23 protein-coding genes are annotated in these 24,945 nt (G+C 42.7%); 13 read left to right on the plus strand and 10 right to left on the minus strand.

Translation table 11 applies throughout. The annotated features are described in order from the left end of the window. Positions 1–17 precede the first annotated feature (17 nt). The 4 genes from MHM98_RS14230 to MHM98_RS14245 all read right to left on the minus strand — a co-directional run bounded on the left by MHM98_RS14230 (position 18) and on the right by MHM98_RS14245 (position 3,845). Positions 18–1,049, minus strand: a complete 1,032-nt coding sequence (locus tag MHM98_RS14230; protein WP_239440022.1) for a serine hydrolase domain-containing protein — start codon at positions 1,047–1,049, stop codon at positions 18–20. A gap of 116 nt (positions 1,050–1,165) precedes the next feature. Next, on the minus strand, positions 1,166–1,972 hold the full coding sequence (locus tag MHM98_RS14235) for a RecX family transcriptional regulator (protein WP_239440023.1): 807 nt from the start codon (positions 1,970–1,972) through the stop codon (positions 1,166–1,168). Positions 1,973–2,266: 294 nt separating this feature from the next. Next, positions 2,267–3,478: a M56 family metallopeptidase gene (locus MHM98_RS14240; RefSeq protein WP_239440024.1), complete on the minus strand. Its 1,212-nt coding sequence runs from the start codon at positions 3,476–3,478 to the stop codon at positions 2,267–2,269. Then, entirely contained in the window at positions 3,471–3,845 is a 375-nt protein-coding gene (locus tag MHM98_RS14245) for a BlaI/MecI/CopY family transcriptional regulator (protein ID WP_239440025.1), read from the minus strand. The genes MHM98_RS14240 and MHM98_RS14245 overlap by 8 nt, the downstream gene beginning before the upstream one ends. Positions 3,846–3,984: 139 nt before the next feature. Here MHM98_RS14245 and MHM98_RS14250 point away from each other — a divergent pair, with 139 nt between their 5' ends. The 6 genes from MHM98_RS14250 to MHM98_RS14270 all read left to right on the plus strand — a co-directional run bounded on the left by MHM98_RS14250 (position 3,985) and on the right by MHM98_RS14270 (position 9,222). Next, positions 3,985–4,353: a PH domain-containing protein gene (locus tag MHM98_RS14250; RefSeq protein ID WP_239440026.1), complete on the plus strand. Its 369-nt coding sequence runs from the start codon at positions 3,985–3,987 to the stop codon at positions 4,351–4,353. A gap of 158 nt (positions 4,354–4,511) precedes the next feature. Continuing rightward, a complete protein-coding gene (locus MHM98_RS14255) occupies positions 4,512–5,555 on the plus strand; it encodes an OmpA family protein (protein ID WP_239440027.1) in 1,044 nt (347 codons plus the stop codon). 18 nt (positions 5,556–5,573) lie between these two features. Further along, positions 5,574–6,887: a hypothetical protein gene (locus MHM98_RS14260; protein ID WP_239440028.1), complete on the plus strand. Its 1,314-nt coding sequence runs from the start codon at positions 5,574–5,576 to the stop codon at positions 6,885–6,887. Between the two features lies 1 nt (position 6,888). Beyond that, complete coding sequence (locus tag MHM98_RS14265; protein ID WP_239440029.1) at positions 6,889–8,040, plus strand: hypothetical protein; 1,152 nt, start codon at positions 6,889–6,891, stop codon at positions 8,038–8,040. 104 nt (positions 8,041–8,144) lie between these two features. After that, positions 8,145–8,273 (plus strand): hypothetical protein, encoded by a 129-nt coding sequence (locus tag MHM98_RS18835; RefSeq protein ID WP_275441609.1) that lies wholly within the window; start codon positions 8,145–8,147, stop codon positions 8,271–8,273. Positions 8,274–8,340: 67 nt separating this feature from the next. Next, positions 8,341–9,222: a DNA ligase gene (locus MHM98_RS14270; RefSeq protein WP_239440030.1), complete on the plus strand. Its 882-nt coding sequence runs from the start codon at positions 8,341–8,343 to the stop codon at positions 9,220–9,222. Between the two features lie 3 nt (positions 9,223–9,225). Here the strand turns inward: MHM98_RS14270 and MHM98_RS14275 are convergent, their stop codons facing one another. Beyond that, entirely contained in the window at positions 9,226–10,830 is a 1,605-nt protein-coding gene (locus tag MHM98_RS14275) for a sigma-70 family RNA polymerase sigma factor (protein WP_239440031.1), read from the minus strand. Between the two features lie 180 nt (positions 10,831–11,010). On the opposite strand from MHM98_RS14275, the gene MHM98_RS14280 reads away from it, so the two are divergent. Together MHM98_RS14280 and MHM98_RS14285 are read left to right on the plus strand one after the other, a co-directional pair. After that, positions 11,011–11,598 (plus strand): CIA30 family protein, encoded by a 588-nt coding sequence (locus tag MHM98_RS14280; RefSeq protein WP_239440032.1) that lies wholly within the window; start codon positions 11,011–11,013, stop codon positions 11,596–11,598. A gap of 15 nt (positions 11,599–11,613) precedes the next feature. After that, positions 11,614–12,822 carry an acyltransferase family protein gene (locus tag MHM98_RS14285; protein ID WP_239440122.1) on the plus strand — a complete coding sequence of 403 codons (1,209 nt, stop codon included), beginning with the start codon at positions 11,614–11,616 and terminating at the stop codon, positions 12,820–12,822. Here the strand turns inward: MHM98_RS14285 and MHM98_RS14290 are convergent. Next, entirely contained in the window at positions 12,800–13,795 is a 996-nt protein-coding gene (locus MHM98_RS14290) for a lipid A deacylase LpxR family protein (RefSeq protein ID WP_239440033.1), read from the minus strand. The two genes, MHM98_RS14285 and MHM98_RS14290, sit on opposite strands and share 23 nt — an antisense overlap. Before the next feature lie 188 nt (positions 13,796–13,983). On the opposite strand from MHM98_RS14290, the gene MHM98_RS14295 reads away from it, so the two are divergent. Next, the gene (locus MHM98_RS14295) at positions 13,984–14,487 is read left to right on the plus strand and encodes a DUF3016 domain-containing protein (protein WP_239440034.1); all 504 of its coding nucleotides are present in this window, start codon (positions 13,984–13,986) and stop codon (positions 14,485–14,487) included. A gap of 203 nt (positions 14,488–14,690) precedes the next feature. Further along, complete coding sequence (locus MHM98_RS14300) at positions 14,691–15,107, plus strand: hypothetical protein (protein ID WP_239440035.1); 417 nt, start codon at positions 14,691–14,693, stop codon at positions 15,105–15,107. A 20-nt stretch (positions 15,108–15,127) separates the two neighbouring features. Here the strand turns inward: MHM98_RS14300 and MHM98_RS14305 are convergent, their stop codons facing one another. Beyond that, positions 15,128–15,460, minus strand: coding sequence for a prephenate dehydrogenase (locus tag MHM98_RS14305; RefSeq protein ID WP_239440036.1), 333 nt, complete (start codon positions 15,458–15,460; stop codon positions 15,128–15,130). A 32-nt stretch (positions 15,461–15,492) separates the two neighbouring features. Further along, positions 15,493–16,524: an EF-P beta-lysylation protein EpmB gene (gene epmB / locus MHM98_RS14310; RefSeq protein ID WP_239440037.1), complete on the minus strand. Its 1,032-nt coding sequence runs from the start codon at positions 16,522–16,524 to the stop codon at positions 15,493–15,495. Positions 16,525–16,687: 163 nt separating this feature from the next. Here epmB and efp point away from each other — a divergent pair, with 163 nt between their 5' ends. The 3 genes from efp (at position 16,688) to MHM98_RS14325 (ending at position 20,989) form a co-directional block, all read left to right on the plus strand. Then, entirely contained in the window at positions 16,688–17,257 is a 570-nt protein-coding gene (gene efp, locus MHM98_RS14315) for an elongation factor P (protein WP_239440038.1), read from the plus strand. Between the two features lie 182 nt (positions 17,258–17,439). After that, the gene (epmA, locus tag MHM98_RS14320) at positions 17,440–18,420 is read left to right on the plus strand and encodes an elongation factor P--(R)-beta-lysine ligase (protein ID WP_239440039.1); all 981 of its coding nucleotides are present in this window, start codon (positions 17,440–17,442) and stop codon (positions 18,418–18,420) included. 202 nt (positions 18,421–18,622) lie between these two features. Then, positions 18,623–20,989: an EAL domain-containing protein gene (locus tag MHM98_RS14325; protein WP_239440040.1), complete on the plus strand. Its 2,367-nt coding sequence runs from the start codon at positions 18,623–18,625 to the stop codon at positions 20,987–20,989. A 65-nt stretch (positions 20,990–21,054) separates the two neighbouring features. On the opposite strand, the gene MHM98_RS14330 is transcribed toward MHM98_RS14325, so the two are convergent. Next, a complete protein-coding gene (locus tag MHM98_RS14330; protein WP_239440041.1) occupies positions 21,055–21,234 on the minus strand; it encodes a hypothetical protein in 180 nt (59 codons plus the stop codon). 548 nt (positions 21,235–21,782) lie between these two features. Then, complete coding sequence (polA, locus tag MHM98_RS14335; RefSeq protein WP_239440042.1) at positions 21,783–24,590, minus strand: DNA polymerase I; 2,808 nt, start codon at positions 24,588–24,590, stop codon at positions 21,783–21,785. Positions 24,591–24,945 lie beyond the last annotated feature (355 nt).

The following is a 24,945-nucleotide window of genomic DNA, read 5'->3' on the forward strand; positions in this document are numbered from 1 at the left end:
TGTTATGTTTATGAGATTTAAAACTCATTTTCAGCGATGGTTTCGGCAATTTTGTTTACCAATAAACCAGCGTTGCCAACATTACTAAAGGCGACAACCATGCCGTCGACTTCTGGCACTAATACGATGATGGTACTAAAGCCGTCGATACCGCCAGAGTGAGTGTAGGTCTTCATGCCTTTAGTTTCTGTCACTATCCAGCCAAAACCGTAACCTTGCTGTGGGTAAACTTCTGCAATGTCACTATCTGATAGCAGCGTATGTGACATAACTGCTTCGCCCCATGCTTCGTAATCGCTGAGATTACTCGATAGCGCACCTGCAGCATAAGGCACCGACATGTTAATGCTATCGGCGCGAGACGATTGCGATGATGTTTTGTAACCCAGTGCGTAGTTGTTACCGCTAATTACACTACTACCCATTTCAGTATTTTCCATGCCGAGCGGCATTAGAATATGCGCATTGAGAAAGTCGAAATAGCTGGTGTTTGAGATACGCTCGATTAACTGCCCCAATAAAAAGTAATTTGAATTGGAGTATTGGAATTGACTGCCTGGGGTAAATTCTAGTGATTTATTTTTAAATAAATTGATAAGTTCCGATTGTTGATAGTGTTTGTTTTTGTTTACCAAACTTAGATAGTCGGGAATGCCACTTCTGTGCGTTAACAGCTGACGAATGGTGATTTGCTTGTTGGGATAGTCGGTTAAGTAAGTTGCCACTGGATCGTCGAAACTATCGATTAAATCTTGCTGTTTTAGCTGCACAACGGCCAAAGCGGTAAATGCCTTAGTAAGTGATGCAATGCGATATTTGGTATCAACGTCATTGGTGCGTTTAGCGGCTTTATCGGCGTAGCCATAGCCTTTCTTTAAAATGGTTGTGTCGCCTTTTTTGACTAGCACGCTGCCAATAAAACCATTGTCTAAAACATATTGCTGCGCTGAAACGTATGCATTGGTTTTGATGGGTTGTTGTTTGTTGCTGCCGCTGCCACCACAGGCGCAGAGCAATAGTGCGAGTGAAATACAAAGTGTGTTTCTCATGATGCTTCCTTGTCTATTGATTAAAGTGACGACATTGTAGGCAGCATCGATGTGTGATTCAGTTTGAACTCTGTAAGTGATTTGTCAGAATTTGTAAGACGCAGTAAAAATTTATGTCAATCGGCGGCTGGGGTCATAGCTTCTTTAATTTCGTCGCTGGTAAATCCCTTGCGCGATAGATAGGCATAGGCTTTCGATTTTTCTTTAAAGTCTGATAAATCGTAGCGTTTTTTGGCGAGTTGTTGTTGGCAGCTGTGATAAAAGTCGATGTCGTCAGCCATTTCTAATTGATAGACAATATCTTCAAAATCAGAGACATCGATAAGCCGTTGTTTGAGCTCGTTTAAAATCAATGTCCGGCCTTTGCCTTTGCGATAGAGCTTGATAATTTCTTGGCTTAAATCAGCTTTATCTGCTTTGATGGCCAGTTTAGTGCGCAAGCTGTCTTTAGCTGGGTGAGCGGCAATCGCGCGTTCTGTTTGAGCATGGCTAAAGCCGCGACTGGCCATTTGTGAATAGAGTTTTTCTTTACTGATGCCGTCAAAATTGTCATAGCGCATTTGCAGTCGTTCGATGGCCATTTGCTGGAAATCGACGCTGTCTTGTTCAATAACCCGTTCGATGGCGGTTTCTATATCTGTGGTGCTAATTCCCCGTTTAGTGAGCTTTTGACCAATGGCGCCTTTGCCAATACCGTTGCTAAAGGCTGATTCACAAAACCTGACGGCAAACTCTAGATTTGTTTTGAGATATTTATTGTCGATTAGGTGATTCATCACCTCGTCGATCCACGCTTGATTGGTGGTTTTTCTGTTGAGCTTTTTGCGGATTTCCTCGATGGTGAAATCTTGCTGATTGAGATGCCAATATGCGCTATTAAACACTTGGTCGATGGTTTTAGCTTGTTTGAGAGGCTGTTGCATGGCGGGTAACTGCTGATCGTGATAAGCAATTAGTGTAGCAGAGGTTATGCCTCAAAATAACTAAGCTCGTCGTAATAACGAGCTGTTATAACCTGAACTCGGGATAACAAACGCCTTTCTGAAAGCCCTTTTCACCGCTATCTGTGTTAAATCTGCTTGCAATAGGCTAGCTATTGACGCGCAGATTTGCCTTGCTATCGAAGAAAATGACTAATCAGAAAGAATATATAAATAACTTATTGATGTTGTCGTATCTGATATCGTCTCTTAACCCAAGCTCAGGTTATCAAATTTTTAATCGACGTTAATTTTCTCGATGCCATCCATGAGATTTATCGGCTTCTCGGTACTGTCATCTAACATAAAGTTGAGCTGGACATAAACGTCTTCTGCGCCAGTAACGCTTGGCTTGTATTTCCATTGTTTTAGGGCGCGGCGACTTTCTTTGTTAAATATGCCTGCTGGAACGGCTTTGACCACCGACACATTCATCACGTTGCCCGCAGGCATAATGTCGTATTTTAAAACCACTGAGCCGACAATGCCTTCTTCAGCCGCTTTAATAGGATAACGAGGCTCAATACGAATTTCAGGCGCGATAATTTTGCTGTCATTGGCTGGTAGTGGCGGCTTAGCCACGGTAATACCAGCGGTAAATGTGGCAGCGAGTAGCGCGACCGTGAGTTGCGCTTTTTTACTCACGCTGTTGTGATTTTTCAACATATCAATTCGTTTAAACATAATATTCCTTTGGGTGTAGTGAGAATCTATACAAAGTTTGTGATGGGCACTTTGCGCGCAGTTAACCAGTGCCTTGGAGTATTCCAAGCGATCGTTAGTCGATTTACGCTGCAAAACGCTGGCGTCACAGGCGATTTCTTGGCTCTTGCGAAACGCGCGATAACCTAGCCATGCCAGCGGGTTAAACCAAAACATGCTCAAGCCAGTCACTGCAACCGCATTGACTAAATTGTCTTTGCGGTGAAAGTGACAAAGTTCGTGCTGTAAAATTAGCTGTTGTTGCTGCGCGCTGTATAGCTGATGGAAGTTGTGGGGCAATACTAATTTAGGCGCAAATATACCTACTAGCATTGGGCCTGAAACTTCGCTGCTGCCATAGACACTAAGAGACTTGGGCAATGTTACTGAAAGTGTATTGCGATCAAATTCGACTAAACCGCGTTGAAAGCGATTTGTTACTGTCGAATAAATACTGATAGCTGCCACAACCAGAGCACCACTTAGCCACACCACCTGCCAAGATACTAACTCGCCAACATGGGCGCCTTGATTGTTTAAGGTGACAATATAACGGCTAATCTCACTGCTGTTGCCTACGGAAATATGTTGGGAAATGCTGTTGATAAACAAGACTGTTGGGATCATTAACCACAGCGTGTAGCTCATTCTGCCACCGAGATATTTACTGGTGTGTCGCTCGTTGAGCAATAACAAAATAACTATCAGACTAAATAGCCACTGCTGCGATAAGATCCAACTAGCCATTGTCTTTCTCCCATTGATTAATGAGGGCTTTGAGTTCATCGATGTCGTCTTTCGACAACTCATCGCTTTTCACAAAGTGAGAAACTAACGGACTCAAACGGCCGCTAAACATGCGCTCTAGCAGGCTTTTACTTTCTTTGTAGGTGTATTCTTCGCGGGCAAATAGCGGTGAATAAAAATAACTGCGCTGGACTTTTTCAAAGCTGATAGCTTCTTTCTTGACCATGCGATTGAGTAGCGTTTTAACGGTTTTTTCATGCCAAGGTTTTTGCTCATTTAAACGCTCAATGATCTGTTGGGCGCTTGCGGGGTGCTCTTGCCATATGGCTTCGAGTACCTCGAATTCTGTTTTACTGATTTCTGTCATCCGGATGTTTCTCTACAGTTAATGTCAGTGGTTAAGAGGATTGATTACAATTGTAGTTTATAAGTATTACGCTTGTAATTTTGTTTTGCAACCGTTTTTTAGGTAGGGTGTCATTTCACAATTAAATCAAAGGATTAAAATGATAGACTTTAACAACAAGGGATTTTTCAAATTAAAAAGCAACCCAGAATATGCTGAAAAGGTTAGCGAACTATTGCTAGACGGTGAGCAAATTGTCGATGCGTATAAATCGATGCGCGATGGCGTGGTGTTCACTAATAAACGTATCATAGCGGTGAACGTTCAAGGGCTCACGGGCAGTAAGAAAGACTTTACGTCATTACCCTACAAGAACATTGTTGCTTATTCGGTAGAAACTGCTGGTACTTTTGATCTCGACAGTGAATTAGAGGTGTATTTTTCTGAAGTAGGCGCGGTTAAATTTGAGTTTTCTGGCCAAACTAAGATCTTGGAGATTTCAAAGATTATCGCTGAGTTTTTGTTGTAACTGCTGTTGCGAAATATGCGCAGACCTAATGCCACTAAAATTTCAAACACATGTTGATGTTAAACAGGCTAATAAGGTAAATTAGCTCTCTTATAAAGTGCTATGGATATCCTTTTATTTCATAGTGATAGTCAATATTTTGAGGGGGCTGTTTTAATATGGAAGTTCGCTTTATTAAGCTTACGTCTGTTCTTATCGCTATTGCATTGCTTGGCGCTTGTAGCTCAACCCGCGATAGAAGTAATGCAAACCAGCCAACTGAATCAAATCAATCGCAGTCTGTTAATGCGCCAACGCAAGTCGCGCAACGCGATCCTTTCGCTTTTGAAAAGCAAGAGCTTAATCAAACGCAATTACTTGAAAATAAATCCGTTAAGCTGGCAGTCAGCAAAAATAAAGTTAAATCCAGCCACGTTAATCAGGCGATGTCTCTCACTAAAGATAAAGTGAAAATGACGCGATACACCTTTGGGCTCAACAATCCTATTTATGTTGCCGATTTTAAGAACGCGCTGCTCTTTGATCACAATAAATCTGTGATTAACCGCCAAGATGTTGGAGCCTTGCGCAGTTTTGCTCGCGTTTATGATTCGCAGGCGTTTGGTAAATATTTGTATGTCGTGGGACACACAGATTCAGATGGCAGTGAAAATTACAATTATAGTTTGAGCACAAGACGCGCTCAGGCGGTTGTAGATACCTTGATTGCCGGTGGTATTTCTTCGAAGAAACTCAAAGTGATTCCCGCTGGCGAGCACATGCCAAAGGCATCGAATAAGACTCGTCGTGGCAAGCAAATTAATCGCCGTGTGGAAGTGATTTCGTCGGATAGTCGCGCGTTAATTGAATCGTATTTGAGGCAAATTAAGTGTCCGAGTAACGAGCAATGTCGTCGTAAGTTGTTAAATATTTACGATGTGCGAGTGGTGAACCGTGAAGCGGAATTAGATCTTAATAAGGTGTCTCATATTGCGACCTTTTCGCCGGAAATCAATAAACTATCTGAGCTACACCAAGCCTTATTATCAGGCTCAATAGCGCAAGAAAAGAAACTGCTGAATATTAACGACCAACGAAAGTTAATGGAGATGGGACACTCTAAACGTAGTTTCAGCATTAAACGCCAAATTCGCCCTGTGCTGCGTCTTATTCAAGATAAGCGCAAGGGATTTACCATTCCCAGTGGATACATCATTAAATAAAAATTAAAAAGGACCCTTATGGAAGACTTAAAGCGTTCAATAGAAAAACTCATTAATGAGTCGCCTGTTGACGAAGCAACTAAGCATCACGATAAGACTCATATCGCTCAGTTGGTTCAAGAAGATGTTGAAGAAGCTAAAACGTCGGGCGTTTTACACACGGACAAAAATTATCGCACCCACCGTATTGAAGAAGCCGCTATCGGCAGCATCAAGGAGCGTATCGGACGTTGGGCTAACAAGCGTAATGATGTTGTTTTACAGGCTAAGGGAATGATTGCCAAGCAATCGAACTCCGAGCTAGACATTAAAAAGCGTCAACTTATTGAAGAAATGGAAGACGCTAAGGCGAAGGCTACAGACACCTATATTCGCGACAATAACTATTCAGATTTAAAAGCGAATTTCGAAGGAACTAAACGTCGTTATGAAGACATGCGCGCCGAACTCGGTGGTAAGCCGCCTGTGGCTAGTCGCATGTGGTTGTACATTATCGCAATTTTATTTATTGGCTGTATTGAGTGGTTTGTTAACTACTCAACCTTTAGTTTTAAATATCCACCGGGTATTGCATTTGGCGCGACAATTATTGTGGCACTGTCGATTGCTACAGCATCACATTTTCACGGTGGGTTACTCAAGCAGCGCCTGGCATTATTTGCGAATCACCGCACGAAAGCCGAAAAGCGCCAAGTTATTATTAAGCAATGTGTGTTTTCATTATTGCTGGTGTTTGCGCTCGTGCTTGTGACTTACACGCGTTACGATATTTTACTGGCCAACACCCTTGATGCTGGTGGTGTTACGCTACCGGGGCAAGAAGAAGAAACTGAGTCTATTGCCGGTGTTTTAACACAGTTTGTATTACTGAATTTATTAGTGTGGATTGTCGGTATGGCAATTTCGTACTTTATTCACGATCCGCGCCCTGACTATCAAGAAGCGCTTAAAGACTACGAAAAAGCCAAAGGAAAATTCCACAAGGCTGATACTGGTTTACAAGAAGAAGTAGAGCGTATTGGCAATGAGTTTGAAGATAAGCTTAAGCGATTAACTAATTCGTTAAACTCGCATCAGCAAGACATTAAAGAGCTTAATACTGAGTTAGAGCGTTTAGCGTCCAAAGAAACGAGTTTGATTTCTCAAGCTACCCATTCCATCAATAATATGTTGGAAAAACACCATGCAATGCTAGTTACCGAATTTAATAGCAACGGATTACAGCAAACTACTGTTGGTCCAGATGCGTTATCGGTTGACGATTACAAAAAACTCAACATTTCAGTAGACGCTGAATTTATTCGCAGAACACTTGCTTTAGAGGTTATTTAAAATGTTTAAGAAAATGATCATTGCTGCTGCGTTATTTCCGGCGTTAGCATCAGCCAATACCTTGTTAAAAACGACAAATCTCGATAAGTATTGTCAAACAAATCCAGGCGATCGCCAAACTGTTATCTATTTGGATCAAAACATTATCGCCTCTAAAGATCCTAACTGGTACAAAGACATTGTTAACAAAGTTGAATATCGCCCCGGTGAAAAAATTCAGTTTGTTAATATTAACAATGGTGGCTCGACCGTAGAGCTAATTTGGGAAACCTGTCATCCGTCGTATACCGCAGAGCAATACAAAAAAGCACGCGCTAACGAAGGCATGGGCTCTATTTTTATGGGTGGCATTGACGATACGCTAAAAGAAGATAAGAAGTTCTTTAAAAAGCAATTTATGCGTGCGTTGGCTCATCCACTACAAAAAACACGTCACGAAATGGCACCCTCATATAGCAAGGCTGATTTTCCACGTAAGAAGTTAGTTGAAGCTATTTATTATGATGCCAAGCGTCTTGATGTCGATGATGTGTTTAGTCGCGTTATTGTGTTTTCAGACATGATCGAAAATAGCGAGTTGTTTAATCTGACTAATTTCGACCCAATGAAAGCGGCTCAGAGCGTTGCCAAGCGTTACCCTATGTTTTTAAATTACGCTAACTTCCAGATCTACGGCATTAATTACACTAACTCAGAGACTAAGATTAACGAGAATATTCGCGACTTTTGGAAGCAATATCTGTTGTTATCTGGTGCCTACGTTGAGCAATATGGTGCGCAGCTGGCAGTAGAGGAAGACTCAAAGGCGTGGCAATTTGCTAAATACAAAGGTCATGTCACTGTGGGGAATGTGAAAGGTGCATCAGAATTTAGATTTGTAATTGGTGATGATAACAAGCTGCGTCATGGCTGGTTAGAAATTGCAGATCTTTATTTACCTGTGACAGGTGAGATCAGCTGTTCAGGTCAAAATTGTAGTATTGATGCTGAGATCTTAGCCTCGTCAAACAAAGATGCCTTTAGAAAGAAAGATGTGTTGCGTGTTAAAGGCACTAACTCAAAATATAAGGGTTACGTTGGCGGTAAAGATGAGTCGGTTATTGATGCGCAGGGAAATACCTATCAGCATCCAATTTCACTGACTCGATTCTAATCGATCGCTCATTTAATGCATTAAAGAATGGCCATATCGTTTTGATATGGCCTATTTTTTGACTAGTATTAATAAGGATTTATCGGATCACCAAGGAAGATATTATGAAAAAAGAGAATGTGGCAGCAAAGCAAAAACAACCTTCGGCATTCGAACAAATCGTAGAGTCTGATACAGAGTTCGCCTTTTTAAAATCCCTCACCCAATCAAAAGAGCTAGCAATTTTACCTTAATCGGCACCGTATTATTCGGCGGCTTTTTCGCTTTTTTATACGTGATGGCTAGCTAGAGATTACCGCAATGAAAGGTTGGTTATTGCAGCTTTTCAAAATACTTACTTGGGGGATTCTATTTGGATTAAGCGCCATATATTGTGATGCTCAATTTGTACTTGCCAATGAACCTCAGCGGCCTGCGATTCAACTAGCAAGTCGCTATCATCAAGATATCGAACTTAGCGACTATTTGGTTAGTGAAAAGCTCGATGGCGTGAGAGCGCGTTGGGATGGTAATAAACTGATAAGCCGCGGCGGGCATGTGATTAATGCGCCGCAGTGGTTTACCAGCGACTTTCCCAATGTGACCCTTGACGGTGAATTGTGGATTACGCGCAATGCTTTCGATGAAGTCTCCGCCATTGCCCGTCGTAAAGCGCCTATTGATAAACAGTGGCGAAAAGTATCCTTTCAAGTATTTGATTTGCCATTATCTACCAAACCTTTTGGTCAGCGTTATCGGGAGTTATCTACATTACTCCTTTCCTCTAATAATTCTTCGTCTCCCCATATTAAGTTAATTCCTCATAAAAAAATGGTCAGCCGCGATGCATTGATGTTATGGCTCGACAAGGTGGTGGCATTAGGTGGCGAAGGATTGATGCTGCATCATCAAGATGCTTTATATCAGCATAAGCGCAGCAAACAGTTGTTGAAGCTTAAAAAACGCTATGACGCCGAAGCGAAAGTCATTGGTTATGTTGCTGGCAAAGGAAAGTATCGCGGTAAAGTCGGGGCGCTATTGATGCGCACCGCAGATGGTATTGAGTTTAAGCTAGGCTCTGGCTTAAGTGACGCGTTGCGAGAAAATCCACCGCCTATTGGCAGTTTAGTGACGTATCAATATTTAGGGAAAACAAAAACTGGCAAACCACGTTTCGCTAGTTATTTACGAGTAAGACAATAGATCTTACTCCCTTAGGTGTTTTCTCACTTTTCTGGCATACCAAACCGACGGAATAATCACTAAAGCGCTAATGCTAGCGAGCAACCATGGCAGGCTAATATTGAGCGAGTTGAGGTTAATGATTTGACTTGCTAACTCGTTATTAACTTGTTCGCCATAAGCGATGTGGCCAATGGCTGCGTCATTAGCAATGGAAAAACCATTGCTAAAGGCACTTTCCCAACCCATCGCAGATAACGACGCGTAGGCTTTGTAACCAATGGCGCTAGCGCCAAATGCGATCACACCAATAGCAGCAGCGCTTAAACTCACCAGTCCGATACCAACGCCGCCAATAGTGACAATGCCATAGGAAATAATACCAACGCTAATAGGCGCTACGGCCACGCCTCCCCACGCGAATAGTAAACCATGAGCGTAGTTGCCGCCTGCAATCCAGCCAAATGCTGGTTTGTCATTGGCTTCTAGCGCGCCCAGTTGAAAATGAATAAGTGGCACACCCAATAAAGTTAGTCGCGATTTGTACTCACGCTGGTTCGCGTCTTTATCTGATGCATGTTTAAAGGCTTCGGGATGAAAGATACGCTCTTGCATCCGCAGAGTCCGCACGGCGTTAAACATACGCGGGACTAATATTAGATAGCTTGCAATAAAGCCGATGACAATGAGCTGCGATAGCGCGGTGTAAATGTCGGCATTAGCGGGACTAGCCAGGGTAATATATTTTAGCGCTAGCACGCCGCCCACAAAGATGATGGCAAAACCAATGAATAAGGCGGCACTTTTGATGGCGAGTTTACGTTCTCGTTCAGTACGCGATTGATCGAGGCTTGCACGTAAGCCAAAGAACGAACTGATAAGTCCTGAGAATGACGCTAAAAATGCCAGTGCTGTTGTTAAGTTCAATAGTAGGCCACCTTTGGCTGCGCCTGCGGCCAGAAGTTTGCTCGGCGGAGAAATCTGGCTGACAGCGCTCATAACGCCTAGGGTAAAGGCTGGATTTGGTTTGCTGTCTCTGAGGCCTTTTTCTACCAACTCCGTTACCGCTTGAGTGAGTAGTTTTCGGCCGCGTGACAGGCGTTGTTTTGCGGTTTCTGGTGATAATTCTAGTTGTTCAGCAACTTGTTTGACACTTTGTTGTTCGCGGTAAAACAAAATCAATGGTTCACGGTAGGTTGCATCAATAGCATCGAGAGTTTGCCATAAGATTGCTTGTTGTTGCTCGTCGATGGCGTCTTGTTCCAGCTCTGGACCTATGGTGTCATTAGTTGCTTCTTCATCAAGTTCCGCCGCTTTGTTGGTCGCTTGATGTTTTTCGCTGCGAAAATAGCGGCTAACTTTAAATCGCAAAATGCCACACAACCAAGCTTTAAGCTTTTCTGGATCGTGAAGAGTATCGAGTTTTTTCCATGCTTCAACAAAGGCTTCTTGGGCAATGTCTTCGCTGTGTTTTAAATCCCCTACAGAAGAATAAGCTAGTGAGCAGAGCAGGGTTTGATAGCGAGTGACTATTTCGCAAAAGGCATCGCGATTACCGCCCAAGGAATGGGTGACTAAACTGGCATCGGGAGTATCGGCGGCAAATTGTAAGCGTTTAAATAGACTCATAAGTAATAATTTTTTGGACTCTTTATAGTATGTGCCTATCTACGTTGAAAAGGTGACAACTTTTTTTAATTTTTTTGTGAGAGCAGAAACCTAAAAAAATTTTGTCACCTTTTTTCATCGCAGTGGCACTTGTAAGCCAGAAAGCAACATTCTTTATATTCATTTACAAGGAGCACTAAGATGACTCAATTAAAAACACTATTCGCCCTATTGTCGATGTCGCTATCGGTAGCAGTTATTGCTAAACCTATGCCGCAGGAACAATCTTTACTCATTGATAATTTCGATAATCAACAACAAACAAGTGTTGGTAGTGATCGTCTATTTATTAGTGATGCGGCTGCTGGTGGCGGTACTAAATCTAACTATGAAATAAAAGATGGTGTAATTCATCTTGCGGGTGATATTGCACCACCACGTGGCCAACCGGGTTGGTCGAGCATGGTGTTACCCTTGGCTGAAATGGGCAAAGGTTATGATGCTAGTAATTTCAGCGGTGTGCGTTTAACGGTGAAAGTTAACAAAGGTAATTTCTCTTTATCTGCCAATAGCACCGAGGTGACCAATTTTGATTATCACGCAGCGCCAATTGTGGTTAAGGCTGATGGCAATTTTCATACCATTGAAATTCCGTTTGATAGCATGAAACGCGCGTGGTCTGCGCAAACGACGCTCAACAAAAAGACCATCAATAGCTTGAGTATTGTCGCATTTGGCTTACAAAAATCAGCGTTTGATTTCGATATCGATGAAGTAAGTTTTTACTAAAGCGGAGTTTGAGTGATGACTAATCTAAATACGCAAGCAGGCAATCGCTTACATTATCTCGATGCCGTTCGAGCTGGCGCGCTGTTGTTAGGCATTGTATTCCACGCCTGCCTGTCTTTTATGCCCATTTTTATTGGTTGGGCGGTAATGGACATTAATACGAGTAACAGCGTTGGCGTGTTTGCGTTGATTAGTCATTCGTTTCGCATGGAACTGTTCTTTTTCATTGCTGGCTTCTTCGCTTGTTTAAGTGTCAATAAACATGGCATTGGCGGATTTATTCGGTCGCGTGTTTTACGCATTGGTGTGCCTTTCACTATTGGTTGGATAGCATTGAGGCCGTTGATTATTGCCGGCTGGACTATTGGCGGGCAAAGCATGCAAGGTGATGTCGATGTGCTTGCTGGCTTAGCAAACGGCTTAACAGCCTTTAATGGCCAAGACATCTTAGTAGGCACGCATTTGTGGTTTTTGTATTACTTGCTACTCATTACTTTTACTGTATTGGCGGCTAAGTGGATTTTAAATCGAGCCAGTGGTTTGAGCGAATGGATAGACAATGCAACAAGTAATGTAGCCAATATTGGGGCGCGGTTTTCGATAATTGGCTTGCTCTGTGTATTCCCTATCATGTTGTGTTTGTGGTTTATGAACGGTTGGGACGTTGATACGCCTGACAAATCGCTATGGCCAATATGGTCTGTATTTGCACTTTATGGCTGCTTTTTTGTTGCTGGCTGGCTTGTGGCTAAGCATCAAGTATTGCTAGATATGCTGAGTAAATTCAGCTGGTGGCGAGTTGCCTTATGTTGCGCTGCAATTATGGCGGTGCTCTCGTTGTCGGGTTATGAAAGTCAGCGTGCCCACGATGACTATATGTGGCTTAAACTCACCTATTTACTGAGTTATGCACTGATGATGTGTTTACTTGTGACCTTGAGTTTAGCCATTTGCCGTAAGCTCTTTGCTCGCGGCAATAAAGTGGTGAGCTATATTGCTGACGCGTCTTACTGGATGTATCTCATTCATTTACCGCTGGTGGTTTGGCTGCAGGTGGCGGTCGCTGAGTTGCCATGGCATTGGGGTGTCAAGTTGCTAGTAATTTGCAGTGCAACAGTAATGATCTCGTTGGCGATTTACGATGCATGTATTCGCTCAACTTTTGTTGGCTCGCTACTCAATGGCAAGCGAGCCTCACGATTTATAGCTTCCAAGAGAAACTAATGGTGCCAAACTCGGTGAGGTCGGCTAACGCTTGCTCGTCTGTATCGTCTTCTAAAATGTTGAAGTCGTTGATGGCAAAAGTAATAGAAAGATCTCGCCATGTATAAGCAAAGCCTGTGGTAAGACTAACGTAATCGTTTTGGTAGTTAATAGAGCGTGAGTCTCGGAAGGTATTACCGTCAACCGCGATGTTGTTATACATGTAGCCAAAACTTGCGCCTAAAAATACATACCAGCCGTCAACTGCAATTGGGTTTGTGATGCGTGAAGCAGATAGCAAGGTGGTGGCATGAGATTGCTCAAGGTTGCGACCGTATCTGATAAAGCCACCAACGCTGGCCGATGTTTCAATTGTTCCCAGTGTCGCACGGCCATTAACCAGCGCATCAAAGTGATTATCCTGACTGCTCCAAGCGCGGTAAGATCGAGCGCGCGCAAATTCGAATACCACTTCATTTTTAATTTGTGTGTCCCATCCTTTAGGTTCATTTGCGCCAATAATTTTGTGAACAAATGTCTGAACTTCTTCACCAAGCGCCATCGGGCCAACGAGTCCTATGGTGGTTGTGGCCAAATCGGCATATTCTGGCGTGATGGTTATGTAGCTGTTAGACATTGCTAGTAGCGCAGAATAGGGTAGTTCATTGAGACTTGGATTCTCAATTTTTATGTCGCTAGGCGTATTAAGCTGCTGGCCAAAAGAGTATGCGTTGGCGGTCATCGTAAATTTATCTTTCGGCATACTCCACATTAGCGGCGTTACCCAAAGATCGTTGTCTGGTTGATTGGTTGGCGTTTTGTTTACTTCAAACGTCGATACAAATAAGCCATTGGAATAACCGCTGTCATTACCAACAAAGGCGTCATTGTCGATAGTAATTGAAATCCAATTTTCTTTATCGTCTGTTGCATTCTCCGTTGCAAAAGCAATTACTTGAATATTGAGTAACACGAGCAATAAGAGGATGCGCATATCAAGAACCTTATCTAACTAGTTGAATCTTACTTGTAAGTGGTACATTGTAATCCATTGGTTGTATTTAATTAAACCTAAATTGGTTGTTCTGTGAACAATATTGGGTAACTTCAGCATAAGTTAAGTGGAACTTTCGTATGGTTCTTGGCTCTATTTCTATGCGCTACTAATAATAAGGAGGCAAAATGATTAAGCCTTTAATGATGGGACTTGTATTGTCCTCGACTTTTTTAGTTGGCTCGCTGCACGCTGCGACCAACACTGATCCTGTTATGATCGATTGGATCAAGCCTGAAAAATTCCGCGATGTTGATACGGCTAACGGCAACAAGAAACGCTATCAGGCTCGTGTTATGAAAGAGCTTGAAAAATATATCCAACAAGAATTACCTAAATTTTTAAATAATGGTCAAAGGATCAAGCTGAAAGTTTATGATCTCGATTTAGCTGGTGATGTACGCCCGATGATGGCAGCTGGTAATGACATTCGGGTGATTAAGAGTATTTATCCACCGATGATCGATATCGAATATTCTGTGCTCGATAACAACGGTAAAGTTATTAAAGCGCAGCGCAAACGCTTTAGAGACATGGCATTTAATATGGGATCACCGCTGGTTGCATCTAAACAATTGGGCTATGAAAAAGCGATGCTTAAGAAATGGATGCGTAACGAGCTAACGCGATAACAGCTCTTTGACACTAAAAACGGCAACAACGACAATTTTTGCCGTTTTTTAATGCCAGTGATTAACGATCAGTAGCTAAGTTATTGATCTTTTTCGATCGAAGAATATTTTTGTAAGTTGGCATCGCAATTGCTTTAAATAAAATATCTATAACTTGTCAGTGTGAAGTTCAAATTTCTGACACATGAACCAAGGATATTATTATGTTTAAAAGTGAAATCGCAGTACACGCTCGTGCCAGTGCAGAAACAGATCAAATGGTATTAAACAGCTTAGGCTTAGAGCACGAAGGTCACGTGCAATACATGGTGATTAAGAGTGAATTTTCGGGTGAAGAAATTTACTGTGCATTAGCTGGTGGCGAAATCGTAGGTAACGACATTAACCTAACGCCGGTAGGTACAGGTGCTTATGAAGCGCTTGATTCAATTCCGGGTGAAGAGATTGCTCTATACGCATTAAGTGAAGATGATGACATCATGGCACAGCAAATCCCTGGCATCATGGAACAGCATAAAACAGGCGACCGCATCTGTTTTATCAGCGATACGTTAGTTGAGCGTCAAGCGCAAATCATGCAAGCATTTGCAATGGATGACGCTAGTCGCCAAGCAGCTTAAGCGTCATAGGACTGCTGAAATTACTTTTCAGCAGGCTTAGCTTTTAAGTTACTTTTAAACACTTGTAGCAGCTGCAATTGGATTTCAATTTTAGAAACCAGCGGCTGCACATTTGTTGCTACATCATCTGGGTTGCCTTGTTGTAAAGCGACGAGATCATTTCCCAATTCTTCAGCATAAGGCGTAAAGCGGTTAGCTTTGGTCTTAAATCCTTGTTGCTCGTTAAAAATAGCGGCAAATTTTGCCATGTCTTGTTGGCGTAATTCGTCCAACTTTTTATCGGCGTCGATAGATTGACGATAAATAACGCGAATATTTTCTTTTAACGCTTCAAATAATGATGTGTGTGGCATAACAATCTCGGTGGAAATTTTAATTGGCTGGATTATAACTCAGGGTGCAAGCCTAAATCGATAGGTGTTTTGTGCGCTTCACCGCCAATTTCACGCACCAATTTAGGCACTAAAAAACCCGGAAGCTGACGATAGAGCTGATGCATCAGATTAATTGCCTCTTGCTGTGGCACATCAAAGTGCACTGCACCATTGACCTTGTCTAGTAAATGTAGGTAGTAGGGCATAATGCCCGCATCAAATAACTTCTCGTTGAGCTCAACTTGCGCCGCAGCGCTATCGTTGATGTCTTTGAGCAAAACTGCTTGGTTTAGCAAGGTGACATTATGAGCTTTGAGGGATTTGGCCATGTTGACAACATGCTCATCGATTTCATTACCGTGATTAACATGCAGCACCATCACCACATTAAACGGCGCTTGGTTTAATGCTGTTAACAACTCGGGTGTAATACGCGAGGGAATAACTACTGGTAAACGGGTGTGAATGCGCAGTCGGGTGATATGCTTGAGCTTGGATAACAACTCAATTAGCTGAATAACATGCTTATCACTAGCCATCAGCGGATCGCCACCAGAAAGGATCACTTCGTTAATCTGAGGTTTGTCTGCGATGTAATCGGCAATTTGTTGTAATTTTTGTTGATTAACGCTGTTCTCTTGATAAGGGAAGTGACGGCGAAAACAGTAGCGGCAATTAACGGCGCAGGCGGTTTTTAGCATTAACAATACGCGGTTGTCGTATTTGTGCAGTAAACCGGGAATGGCGGCATCTTGTTCGAGTAGCGGATCGTTACTAAAACCTTCTTCGGTAAGGAACTCATCGCTAGAGGTCATTACTTGTTTGAGCAATGGATCATTGATATTGCCTTGTTCCATACGATCAGCAAAAGGAACCGGTACTCGTAGCGGAAAAAGCTTGCGCGCTTTGAATGATTCGCGAAATTGCGCTTCGTCAATAGCCAAGTATTGCAGCAGTTTTTGAGGATCGGTAAATACCTGTCCTAGCTCTTTTTGCCAAGAACTTTGATGTGGAATTAAATTTTGGACGACTATCTGCGGCATTTGTTTTTAGATTGGCAATTAATCAGGTAGAATCCCCTGACTAAAAATTTTAATGATGAGTGGACTATAGCAATTATTCAAATTCGCTGTAAGGTTGTCTCCACTTTATTACGCTAAATATTACAGAAAATGAGCACTAGGCTCAGAATATAACGAGGAAGTCATGGCTACAGTTAGCACGAATGAATTTAAAAATGGTTTAAAGTTAATTTTTGAAGGTGAGCCAAGCACCATCATCGAAAACGAAATCGTTAAACCAGGTAAAGGCCAAGCCTTTAACCGCGTTAAAATTCGCAAACTGATTACAGGCAAAGTTCTAGAGAAAACCATCAAGTCTGGTGAGTCATTTGAAGTGGCTGACGTGATGGAATGTGATCTTTCTTACCTATACAACGATGGTGAGTTCTGGCACTTCATGAACAATGAAACATTCGAGCAAATCGCTGCAGACGCTAAGGCGATTGGCGATGCAACTAAATGGTTAGTAGAGCAAGACGAATGTATCATTACTTTATACAACGGTAACCCAATCATCGTTACACCACCTAACTTCGTAGAGTTAGAAGTAACTGAAACAGATCCAGGTCTTAAAGGCGATACTGCGGGTACTGGTGGTAAGCCGGCAACATTAAGCACAGGTGCTGTTGTTCGCGTTCCACTATTCATCCAAATCGGTGAAGTAATCAAAGTAGATACTCGTACTGGCGAATACGTTTCTCGCGTAAGCAAGTAATAGTAAATATTTTAAAAAGCCCGATTAAACGATAAGTTTAATCGGGCTTTTTTATGCTCCTGCAAAGTCTAAGTACCTACATCCATGTAGGCACGGACTTTATGCTCCTGCAAAGTCATAGTACTTACATCCATGTAAGCAATGCCGTGAAGCGGCGATGTGTTTTTTTAGAGGAAAACTTGATGAGCAACGAACCGACAAATTGGCAACCTAGCGCTGATATCGCGACACTTCGCGCTCGTTCGAAAATTATCGCCACTATTCGCCGCTTTTTTGACGATAAAGGCGTGATGGAAGTAGAGACACCAACGCTGTCGCAGGCGACGGTAACAGATGTTCACTTACACACTTTCGATACCACCTTCGTAGGGCCGGGCTTTGCCGATGGGCAACAGCTGTTTATGCAAACGTCACCAGAGTTTCATATGAAGCGCTTGCTGTGTGCGGGAAGTGGAGCTATTTATCAACTCGCTAAAGCCTTTCGTAATGAAGAGTCAGGACGTCATCACAACCCTGAATTTACCATGCTGGAATGGTATCAGCCTGATTATGACCACATGACGCTGATCAATGAAGTGGATGAGTTATTACAGCTGGTATTAGGAAGTTTGCCTTGCGACATCAAATCTTATCAGCAAGTGTTTATCGAACATCTAAATCTAGATCCATTAACTAGTGATATCGAAGCTGTTCGAAAGGTTGCGCTGAGCTATGACTTTGGTGATTTTGTTGCGGTCGAGACCAATATCGACACGCTATTACAATGTCTATTTTGCTTTGTGATCGAGCCTAAAATTGGCCTCGACAGGCCGATGGCTATCTACAACTTTCCCGCATCACAAGCGGCACTGGCGCAGCTAGATAGTGATGATAAACGCGTGGCGCGTCGCTTTGAGTTTTACTATCGCGGTATTGAATTGGCTAATGGTTTTCACGAGCTGCAAGATGCCAAAGAGCAGTTAGCGCGATTCGAACAAGATAACGCTGAGCGAGTAGCAAGTGGTTTAGCACCGCAGCCGATAGATCATCACCTAATTGATGCATTGGCACAGGGATTGCCTGATTGTGCAGGCGTTGCCTTGGGGATTGATCGTTTGATCATGTTAGCGCTTGGCAAGACGCACATTCGCGATGTCATCAGTTTCGATGTCGCGCGTTCATAAGTGGAGAATGGAAACTTTGCTGGTAAGCGCTCTCAATGCTTGCCAAGCGGGTAATAAAACAGTACTAATGAAGTTAAGACAAGATTCAAGGCGACTAAAGCACAAGATCGTCAGTGAACACCAATGTTGATACTTTTGTTATAATGTTGCACCCAGCTCCAAGTTATAATAGCTAATCAGTGTTTTTTGGGAGAGCGTATTAATGAGTCACAGTGACATAGCGTCCATCGTTGAAGCGGCAAGAGCTAATGCAGTTTCTGAGCTTGCGCTTGTTGATACACTGCCCGAAGAACGTTTTGATCGCATTGTTCGCCTAGCAATGGCATTGATGGAAATGCCATATTCCTTTGTTAACTTAGTTGATAAAGAGCGTATTTGGGCAAAAGCGACCTTCAATCAAAAAGATTACGAAAGTACTCGCGACCAATCTATTTGTAATTTCGCTATTCGCAATCCTTTGCCTACAGTTATCGAAGACACCTTACTCGATGACAATGTTCATCATTTAAATTACGTTGTTAGCACGCCTAAGTTCCGTTGTTATGTAGGGATCCCACTTATTTATGCGGGAGAAATTGTTGGTGCCTTATGTACTTTAGATACTAAGCCGCGCAAAATTCCAGCGCAAAAAGTTCAGCTGCTTAGCGATTTAGCAAAAGTGGTCGAAAGTGAATTTCAAAATGTTCAACTAGAGCAAGAATCTCATGGCTTGCGAGCGCAGAAAAAAGCATGGCGCGATCTATCCACCAAACTGCACGGTAATGATCAGCTTAGCGGGTTGCGCAGTCACGCGTTAGAGCTGGTGGCGCAAGGGACACCGCTTAAATCGACTTTTCATGAAATGATCGCCGGCGTTGAGCGTGAGTTTCCCGAGATGATTTGTAGTATTTTGATTCTCGATGATGACTCGGAGCACGTCGTTCGTTGTTATGGACCATCATTACCAGATGCCTATAACAAAGCGTTAATAGGTTTAAAAATTGGCCATGGTGTGGGCTCTTGTGGCACTGCTGCCGCGACAGCCGAGCGGGTGGTTGTTAGCGATATTTTCAATCATGAATATTGGAGTGATTATTTGGCGCTAGCCGAAATGGCTGGCGTTGGTGCTTGTTGGTCTGAGCCTATTTTGAGTAGCGATGGCAAAGTACTCGGAACCTTTGCTATCTATCATCGAGAGATTCGTGAACCGCAAGAAATTGAATTTCGCCTAATCGAACAAACTGCACATCTAGCCTCGATTGCAATCGAACGCGATCGCGCCAATAAGCTCATTTGGCAACAAGCCAATTATGATGCGCTAACTGGGTTACCAAATCGCGAATTAAGTGCCGTGCACATTAATGTTGCTATCAATAATGCGACTCGCAACAAACAAAAGTTTGCGCTGATGTTTTTGGATTTAGACCGCTTTAAAGAAGTTAATGATACGCTTGGCCATGACGCTGGGGATTTATTATTGATCGAGGCATCTAGAAGAATTCAAAATTGTGTTCGAGCGAGTGATTCGGTAGCGCGCTTGGGTGGTGATGAATTCGTAGTGTTGCTCAATGATGTCCGTGGTGAAAAAGGGGTTGAGAAAGTCGCTAGTAATATTTTGCAGGCGTTAACAGACCCTTTTCAACTCAATGAAGATATCGCGCATGTGTCGGCTAGTATTGGGATTACTTTCTTCCCTGATGACGGCAAAGGACTCGATGAGCTGATGAAAAATGCTGACCAGGCAATGTATCAAGCTAAAGAGTCTGGTCGCGATCGCTTTAGCTATTTTACTAATGAGCTGCGTGAAGAAGCCAATGAACGTCGTCAATTATCTGAAGATTTACGTCGCGCCATTAAAGAAGATGAACTAGTACTGCACTACCAGCCAGTGGTTGACCTTAAATCAGGAAAAATAATCGGCGCTGAAGCATTATTGCGTTGGCAACATCCCACTCGTGGCATGTTATATCCAGATGATTTTATTGAGCTAAGTGATGAAACTGGACAAACATTCCCGTTGACTCACTGGGTTGTTAAGAAAGCGATATCTCAATCGATGATTTGGCGAGAGGTGGCTGGGGAAGCCTTTAAAATTTGCGTCAATACATCGCTGCGTCAATACACAGATAATAGCCGTCACAGTGAGCACTGGCTAACAGAATTAGAAGCGCATAAAGATAAAGCAAACAATATTATCTTTGAAGTTAGCGAACAGCTATTGGTGAACCCAACCGACGATATTATTGCTAATATTGAACGTATAAAGGCTTGTGGCATTGAGTTAGCTATTGATGATTTTGGCGCAGGATATTCTTCGCTGGCCTTTATTAAAGAGCTTGGTATTGATTATTTGAAAATTGATAAGCAGTTTATCGCTAATGTCGCGGCAACTAAAGATGGCCAAGTACTTTGTGAAGCGATTCTTGCGATGGCAACTAAGCTGGGTACAAAAGTGGTGGCAGAAGGGATTGAGCAGCCACAGCAACTACAAGTACTGCAGCATATTGGTTGTGAGTTTGGCCAAGGCTATTACCTAGCTTATCCACTTACAGCGCAAGTATTTTCAGAGCGCCTCGCGCAGCAAAGCTAAAAAGTAACCCTAGCTCTGAATACTAAAAAACCAAGTGAATTCACTTGGTTTTTTTATTAGGTCTATTAATGATCCCACTCTTCTTCAATAAGACGGCGCAATTCTCGCTGTTCATTTATTTCATCAATTCTTGCTCTAATAGCACGTCGTTTAGCGACGCTAGAACGCTTTCGTGGTGATTCAGTTACTTCAAATGCTGAGTCATAAATAATGTCTTGGGTTTGGTCATCGTTGATATCACGCATAACTACCTCACTATCTACAAGTTGTTTTAATAACTTCTTAAGTATAGACACAGAATATGACTAAAAAGTTACACCATTTAATTTGCGAGGTAAATTTTAAATAGACAAAAAAACCGAGTCGATTATTTAAAATGGACTCGGTACAAGGAAATGTAACTTAAGGAGATAACTAACTACATTTTGTTAGTCAGTGGTCAGTTGAAAAAGTTCATCAACTTAATGAATATTTTTTAGGGGATGTAATTTGGCGGAAACAGGGCAAAAAAAACCGAGTCGATTATTTAAAATGGACTCGGTACAAGGAAATGTAACTTAAGGAGATAACTAACTACATTTTGTTAGTCAGTGGCCAGTCGATAAAGTTCATCAGTTTTATAAATAATTTTCTAAGAAGAATTTAAGGCAAAAAAAACGAGTCGATTTTTTTCAAAACGACTCGTCACAAGGAAATATAACTTAAGGAGATAACTAACTACATTTCATTAGTCAGCCCCCAGTCAAATTAGTTCACTTAAGATGTAAATTATTTTAAGCGATCAAGTTTTCAGTTAGTGCGCCTGCTGCCAGTTGTCACCAGAGCCAGCTTCCGCAACCAATGGTACGTCTAAATCTGCGGCTTGCGACATCAGTTGTGCAACGTCTTTGTTAAACTGCTCAACTTTGTCTGCTTGCACCTCAAACACTAATTCATCGTGTACCTGCATGATCATGGTTGCTAGTTCACTTGGCTGCGCTTTGAGCCAATCGCTCACTAATAGCATGGCTTTCTTTATGATATCAGCCGCGGTACCTTGCATCGGCGCGTTGATTGCGGCGCGTTCCGCTGCCTTACGGCGAGCACCGTTACTTGCTTTGATGTCAGGCAAATACAGACGGCGACCGTCAAGCGTCTCAACATAGCCTTTGTCGGCAGCATTGGTGCGGGTGTCTTCCATGTATTGCATTACGCCCGGGTATTTGTCGAAGTAGCTATCGATGTATTGCTGCGCGAGGCCACGTGGAATATCGAGTTGTTTCGATAAACCAAAGGCTGACATGCCGTAAATTAAACCGAAGTTTACGGCTTTAGCGCTGCGACGTTGATCGTCAGACACTTCATCAAATGGCGTGTTAAATACTTCAGAAGCCGTTGCGCGGTGAATGTCGAGATCGTTAGCAAAGGCTTTTAACAAGCCTTCGTCTTGTGACAAGTGCGCCATGATGCGAAGTTCGATTTGGCTGTAATCGATAGCGACAACTTTGTATCCGTCGCGGGCAACAAAGGCTTGGCGAATACGCTTGCCTTCGTTTGAGCGAATTGGAATGTTCTGTAAGTTAGGATCTGTCGACGATAAACGACCCGTTGCCGTTACTGCTTGATGGTAGCTAGTGTGAACACGGCCAGTGTCAGCGTTAATCATTAGCGGCAGTTTGTCGGTGTAGGTTGATTTGAGCTTAGTTAAGCTGCGGTATTCCAAGATAACTTTTGGTAGCTCGTAGTCGTGCGCTAACTCCTGTAGCACTTCCTCATTGGTTGAAGGCGCGCCTTTTGGCGTTTTCTTGATAATTGGCAATGCCATTTTATCTTCGTCGAACAAGATTTCTTGCAGCTGCTTAGTTGAACCTAGTTTGAATTCTTGACCCGCTAATTGCCATGCCTGTTGCTCTAACTCGTCGATGCGTGTTGCTAATTCGCCACTTTGGGCAAACAGCTGAGTGTCATCGATTAATACGCCATTGCGTTCCATGTCTGCTAATACAGGCAATAATGGCATTTCAATAGTGTCATAGAGTTTGCGCAGGCTTGGCTCGCCATCTAAGCGCTCAATCAGGTTGTGGTGCAGACGTAGGGTAATGTCGGCATCTTCTGCAGCATAAGGTGCTGCTTCGCTGATCTTAATTTGATTAAAGGTTAACTGTTTTGCGCCTTTACCAGCGATATCTTCAAACTTAATGGTTTTATGGCCAAGGTATTTCAGCGATAGCGCATCCATGTTGTGCTTAACGGCGGTTGAGTTAAACACATAAGAAGCTAGCATGGTGTCGTGACTAATGCCGTTTAAGGTAATATCGTAGTTTTTAAGCACATTGCGATCGTATTTTAGGTTTTGACCGATCTTCTTCAGGGATTCATCTTCTAACAGCGGCTTGAACTTCTCTAGTGCCATCTCTAGCGAGATTTGCTTCGGTGCATCTTCGTAATCATGAGCCAATGGTAGGTAGGCGGCTTCGAACTCATCGCCATTCTCTCCATCACGTTTTATCGCAAACGACATACCGACGATTTTGGCCTGCATGTAATCGAGGCTAGTGGTTTCTAAATCAAAGGCAAATTCTTTTGCTTCTGTTAGTTTGCGAATCCATTGCATTAATTGACCTAGTGTATAAAGCACTGGGTAGTTATTGGTTTTAATGCTTGATGTCGGCGCATCATCTGAGCCTGATGCGGTGGCTGCGCGCGGTGCACCGTCGCCACCAACACCTAATGGGTTGCGACCATCTAAGGCCTCGGCCAGCCAACGCTTAAATTCTAATTGGCCTAAGATCTCGATGATCTTGTCGAGATCAGGTTTAGCCATTACAAAATCTTTGTGCTCTTGCTCTAATTCAACATCGAGTTTAATTGTCGCTAGCTCGTAAGATAGGCGCGCCATTTCTTCGTGCTCTAGCATGCGCTTACCTATGGTTTTTGCGCCGCGGAAGCTTAATGTCGCTAGCTTGTCGATGTTGTTGTAAATATCATTAATGCTACCAATACCTTGTAGCATGCCTAGCGCGGTTTTCTCACCAACTTTTGGTACACCCGGAATGTTATCAGAGCTATCACCCATTAGGCCTAAGAAGTCGATAATTAGCTCTGGTGGCACACCAAATTTCTCAACGACGCCTTCGCGATCCAGTATCGTATTAGTCATGGTATTGATTAGCGTAGTGTTTTCGTCGACCAGCTGCGCCATGTCTTTGTCACCAGTACTAATCAGCGTGTGGATGCCTTGCTTACTGGCTTGTGTTGCTAGAGTACCGATAACATCGTCGGCCTCGACGCCTGGGATCGAAATTAATGGAATCCCCATTGCTTTGATCAAGTTGTGCAGTGGTTCGATTTGAATGCGTAGATCGTCTGGCATTGGCGGACGATTTGCTTTGTACTCACTGTAAAGATCGTTTCTAAAGGTTGGCCCTTTAGCATCAAAAACAACCACCATATTGGTAGGCTGATATTGGTTGATCAACGATCGTAACATGTTGATCACGCCATAGACGGCACCAGTCGCTTCGCCTTTTGAATTGGTTAAATGAGGCGGCGCAAAAAACGCGCGAAATAAATAGGATGATCCATCAACTAAGACGAAAGGATTTTCTTTTACGTTGGCCATAATAGTGATCGTTCTTGTGATTATTATTGGTAAATTGGCAGCTATCTTAGCACGCCAATCTAGCGGGTGTTAGCGTGATAATTCTGATTGGTGAATTGGCGCTAAATTTAACTCACAATCAGCGCTGGTTTCTGTGGATAACTCTGTGGGATAAAATATTTCGAAAAAGATGAAAACAGAAAAGTAATAAAAAGATAGTCTTTAAAGGGTTGATTTATATAGATAAGTTATATAAGAATCAAATCACACAATTTTTAGTCGTAATGTGGATAATACATACAACTTGGCATAAGGATTGCCGTGTTGAAAAGTGTAAATATTTTGAGAATTAAGGCTGTGAACAACTTGAAAATGA

The organism is Psychrobium sp. MM17-31, from assembly GCF_022347785.1.
Taxonomy (GTDB): domain Bacteria; phylum Pseudomonadota; class Gammaproteobacteria; order Enterobacterales; family Psychrobiaceae; genus Psychrobium.

Excerpts from the sequence above, each read along its gene's own strand:
- MHM98_RS14230 (WP_239440022.1), bottom strand. The coding sequence starts at position 1,049 with ATGAGAAACACACTTTGTATTTCACTCGCACTATTGCTCTGCGCCTGT.
- MHM98_RS14235 (WP_239440023.1), bottom strand. The coding sequence starts at position 1,972 with ATGCAACAGCCTCTCAAACAAGCTAAAACCATCGACCAAGTGTTTAAT.
- MHM98_RS14240 (WP_239440024.1), bottom strand. The coding sequence starts at position 3,478 with ATGGCTAGTTGGATCTTATCGCAGCAGTGGCTATTTAGTCTGATAGTT.
- MHM98_RS14245 (WP_239440025.1), bottom strand. The coding sequence starts at position 3,845 with ATGACAGAAATCAGTAAAACAGAATTCGAGGTACTCGAAGCCATATGG.
- MHM98_RS14250 (WP_239440026.1), top strand. The coding sequence starts at position 3,985 with ATGATAGACTTTAACAACAAGGGATTTTTCAAATTAAAAAGCAACCCA.
- MHM98_RS14255 (WP_239440027.1), top strand. The coding sequence starts at position 4,512 with ATGGAAGTTCGCTTTATTAAGCTTACGTCTGTTCTTATCGCTATTGCA.
- MHM98_RS14260 (WP_239440028.1), top strand. The coding sequence starts at position 5,574 with ATGGAAGACTTAAAGCGTTCAATAGAAAAACTCATTAATGAGTCGCCT.
- MHM98_RS14265 (WP_239440029.1), top strand. The coding sequence starts at position 6,889 with ATGTTTAAGAAAATGATCATTGCTGCTGCGTTATTTCCGGCGTTAGCA.
- MHM98_RS18835 (WP_275441609.1), top strand. The coding sequence starts at position 8,145 with ATGAAAAAAGAGAATGTGGCAGCAAAGCAAAAACAACCTTCGGCATTC.
- MHM98_RS14270 (WP_239440030.1), top strand. The coding sequence starts at position 8,341 with ATGAAAGGTTGGTTATTGCAGCTTTTCAAAATACTTACTTGGGGGATT.
- MHM98_RS14275 (WP_239440031.1), bottom strand. The coding sequence starts at position 10,830 with ATGAGTCTATTTAAACGCTTACAATTTGCCGCCGATACTCCCGATGCC.
- MHM98_RS14280 (WP_239440032.1), top strand. The coding sequence starts at position 11,011 with ATGACTCAATTAAAAACACTATTCGCCCTATTGTCGATGTCGCTATCG.
- MHM98_RS14285 (WP_239440122.1), top strand. The coding sequence starts at position 11,614 with ATGACTAATCTAAATACGCAAGCAGGCAATCGCTTACATTATCTCGAT.
- MHM98_RS14290 (WP_239440033.1), bottom strand. The coding sequence starts at position 13,795 with ATGCGCATCCTCTTATTGCTCGTGTTACTCAATATTCAAGTAATTGCT.
- MHM98_RS14295 (WP_239440034.1), top strand. The coding sequence starts at position 13,984 with ATGATTAAGCCTTTAATGATGGGACTTGTATTGTCCTCGACTTTTTTA.
- MHM98_RS14300 (WP_239440035.1), top strand. The coding sequence starts at position 14,691 with ATGTTTAAAAGTGAAATCGCAGTACACGCTCGTGCCAGTGCAGAAACA.
- MHM98_RS14305 (WP_239440036.1), bottom strand. The coding sequence starts at position 15,460 with ATGCCACACACATCATTATTTGAAGCGTTAAAAGAAAATATTCGCGTT.
- epmB (WP_239440037.1), bottom strand. The coding sequence starts at position 16,524 with ATGCCGCAGATAGTCGTCCAAAATTTAATTCCACATCAAAGTTCTTGG.
- efp (WP_239440038.1), top strand. The coding sequence starts at position 16,688 with ATGGCTACAGTTAGCACGAATGAATTTAAAAATGGTTTAAAGTTAATT.
- epmA (WP_239440039.1), top strand. The coding sequence starts at position 17,440 with ATGAGCAACGAACCGACAAATTGGCAACCTAGCGCTGATATCGCGACA.
- MHM98_RS14325 (WP_239440040.1), top strand. The coding sequence starts at position 18,623 with ATGAGTCACAGTGACATAGCGTCCATCGTTGAAGCGGCAAGAGCTAAT.
- MHM98_RS14330 (WP_239440041.1), bottom strand. The coding sequence starts at position 21,234 with ATGCGTGATATCAACGATGACCAAACCCAAGACATTATTTATGACTCA.
- polA (WP_239440042.1), bottom strand. The coding sequence starts at position 24,590 with ATGGCCAACGTAAAAGAAAATCCTTTCGTCTTAGTTGATGGATCATCC.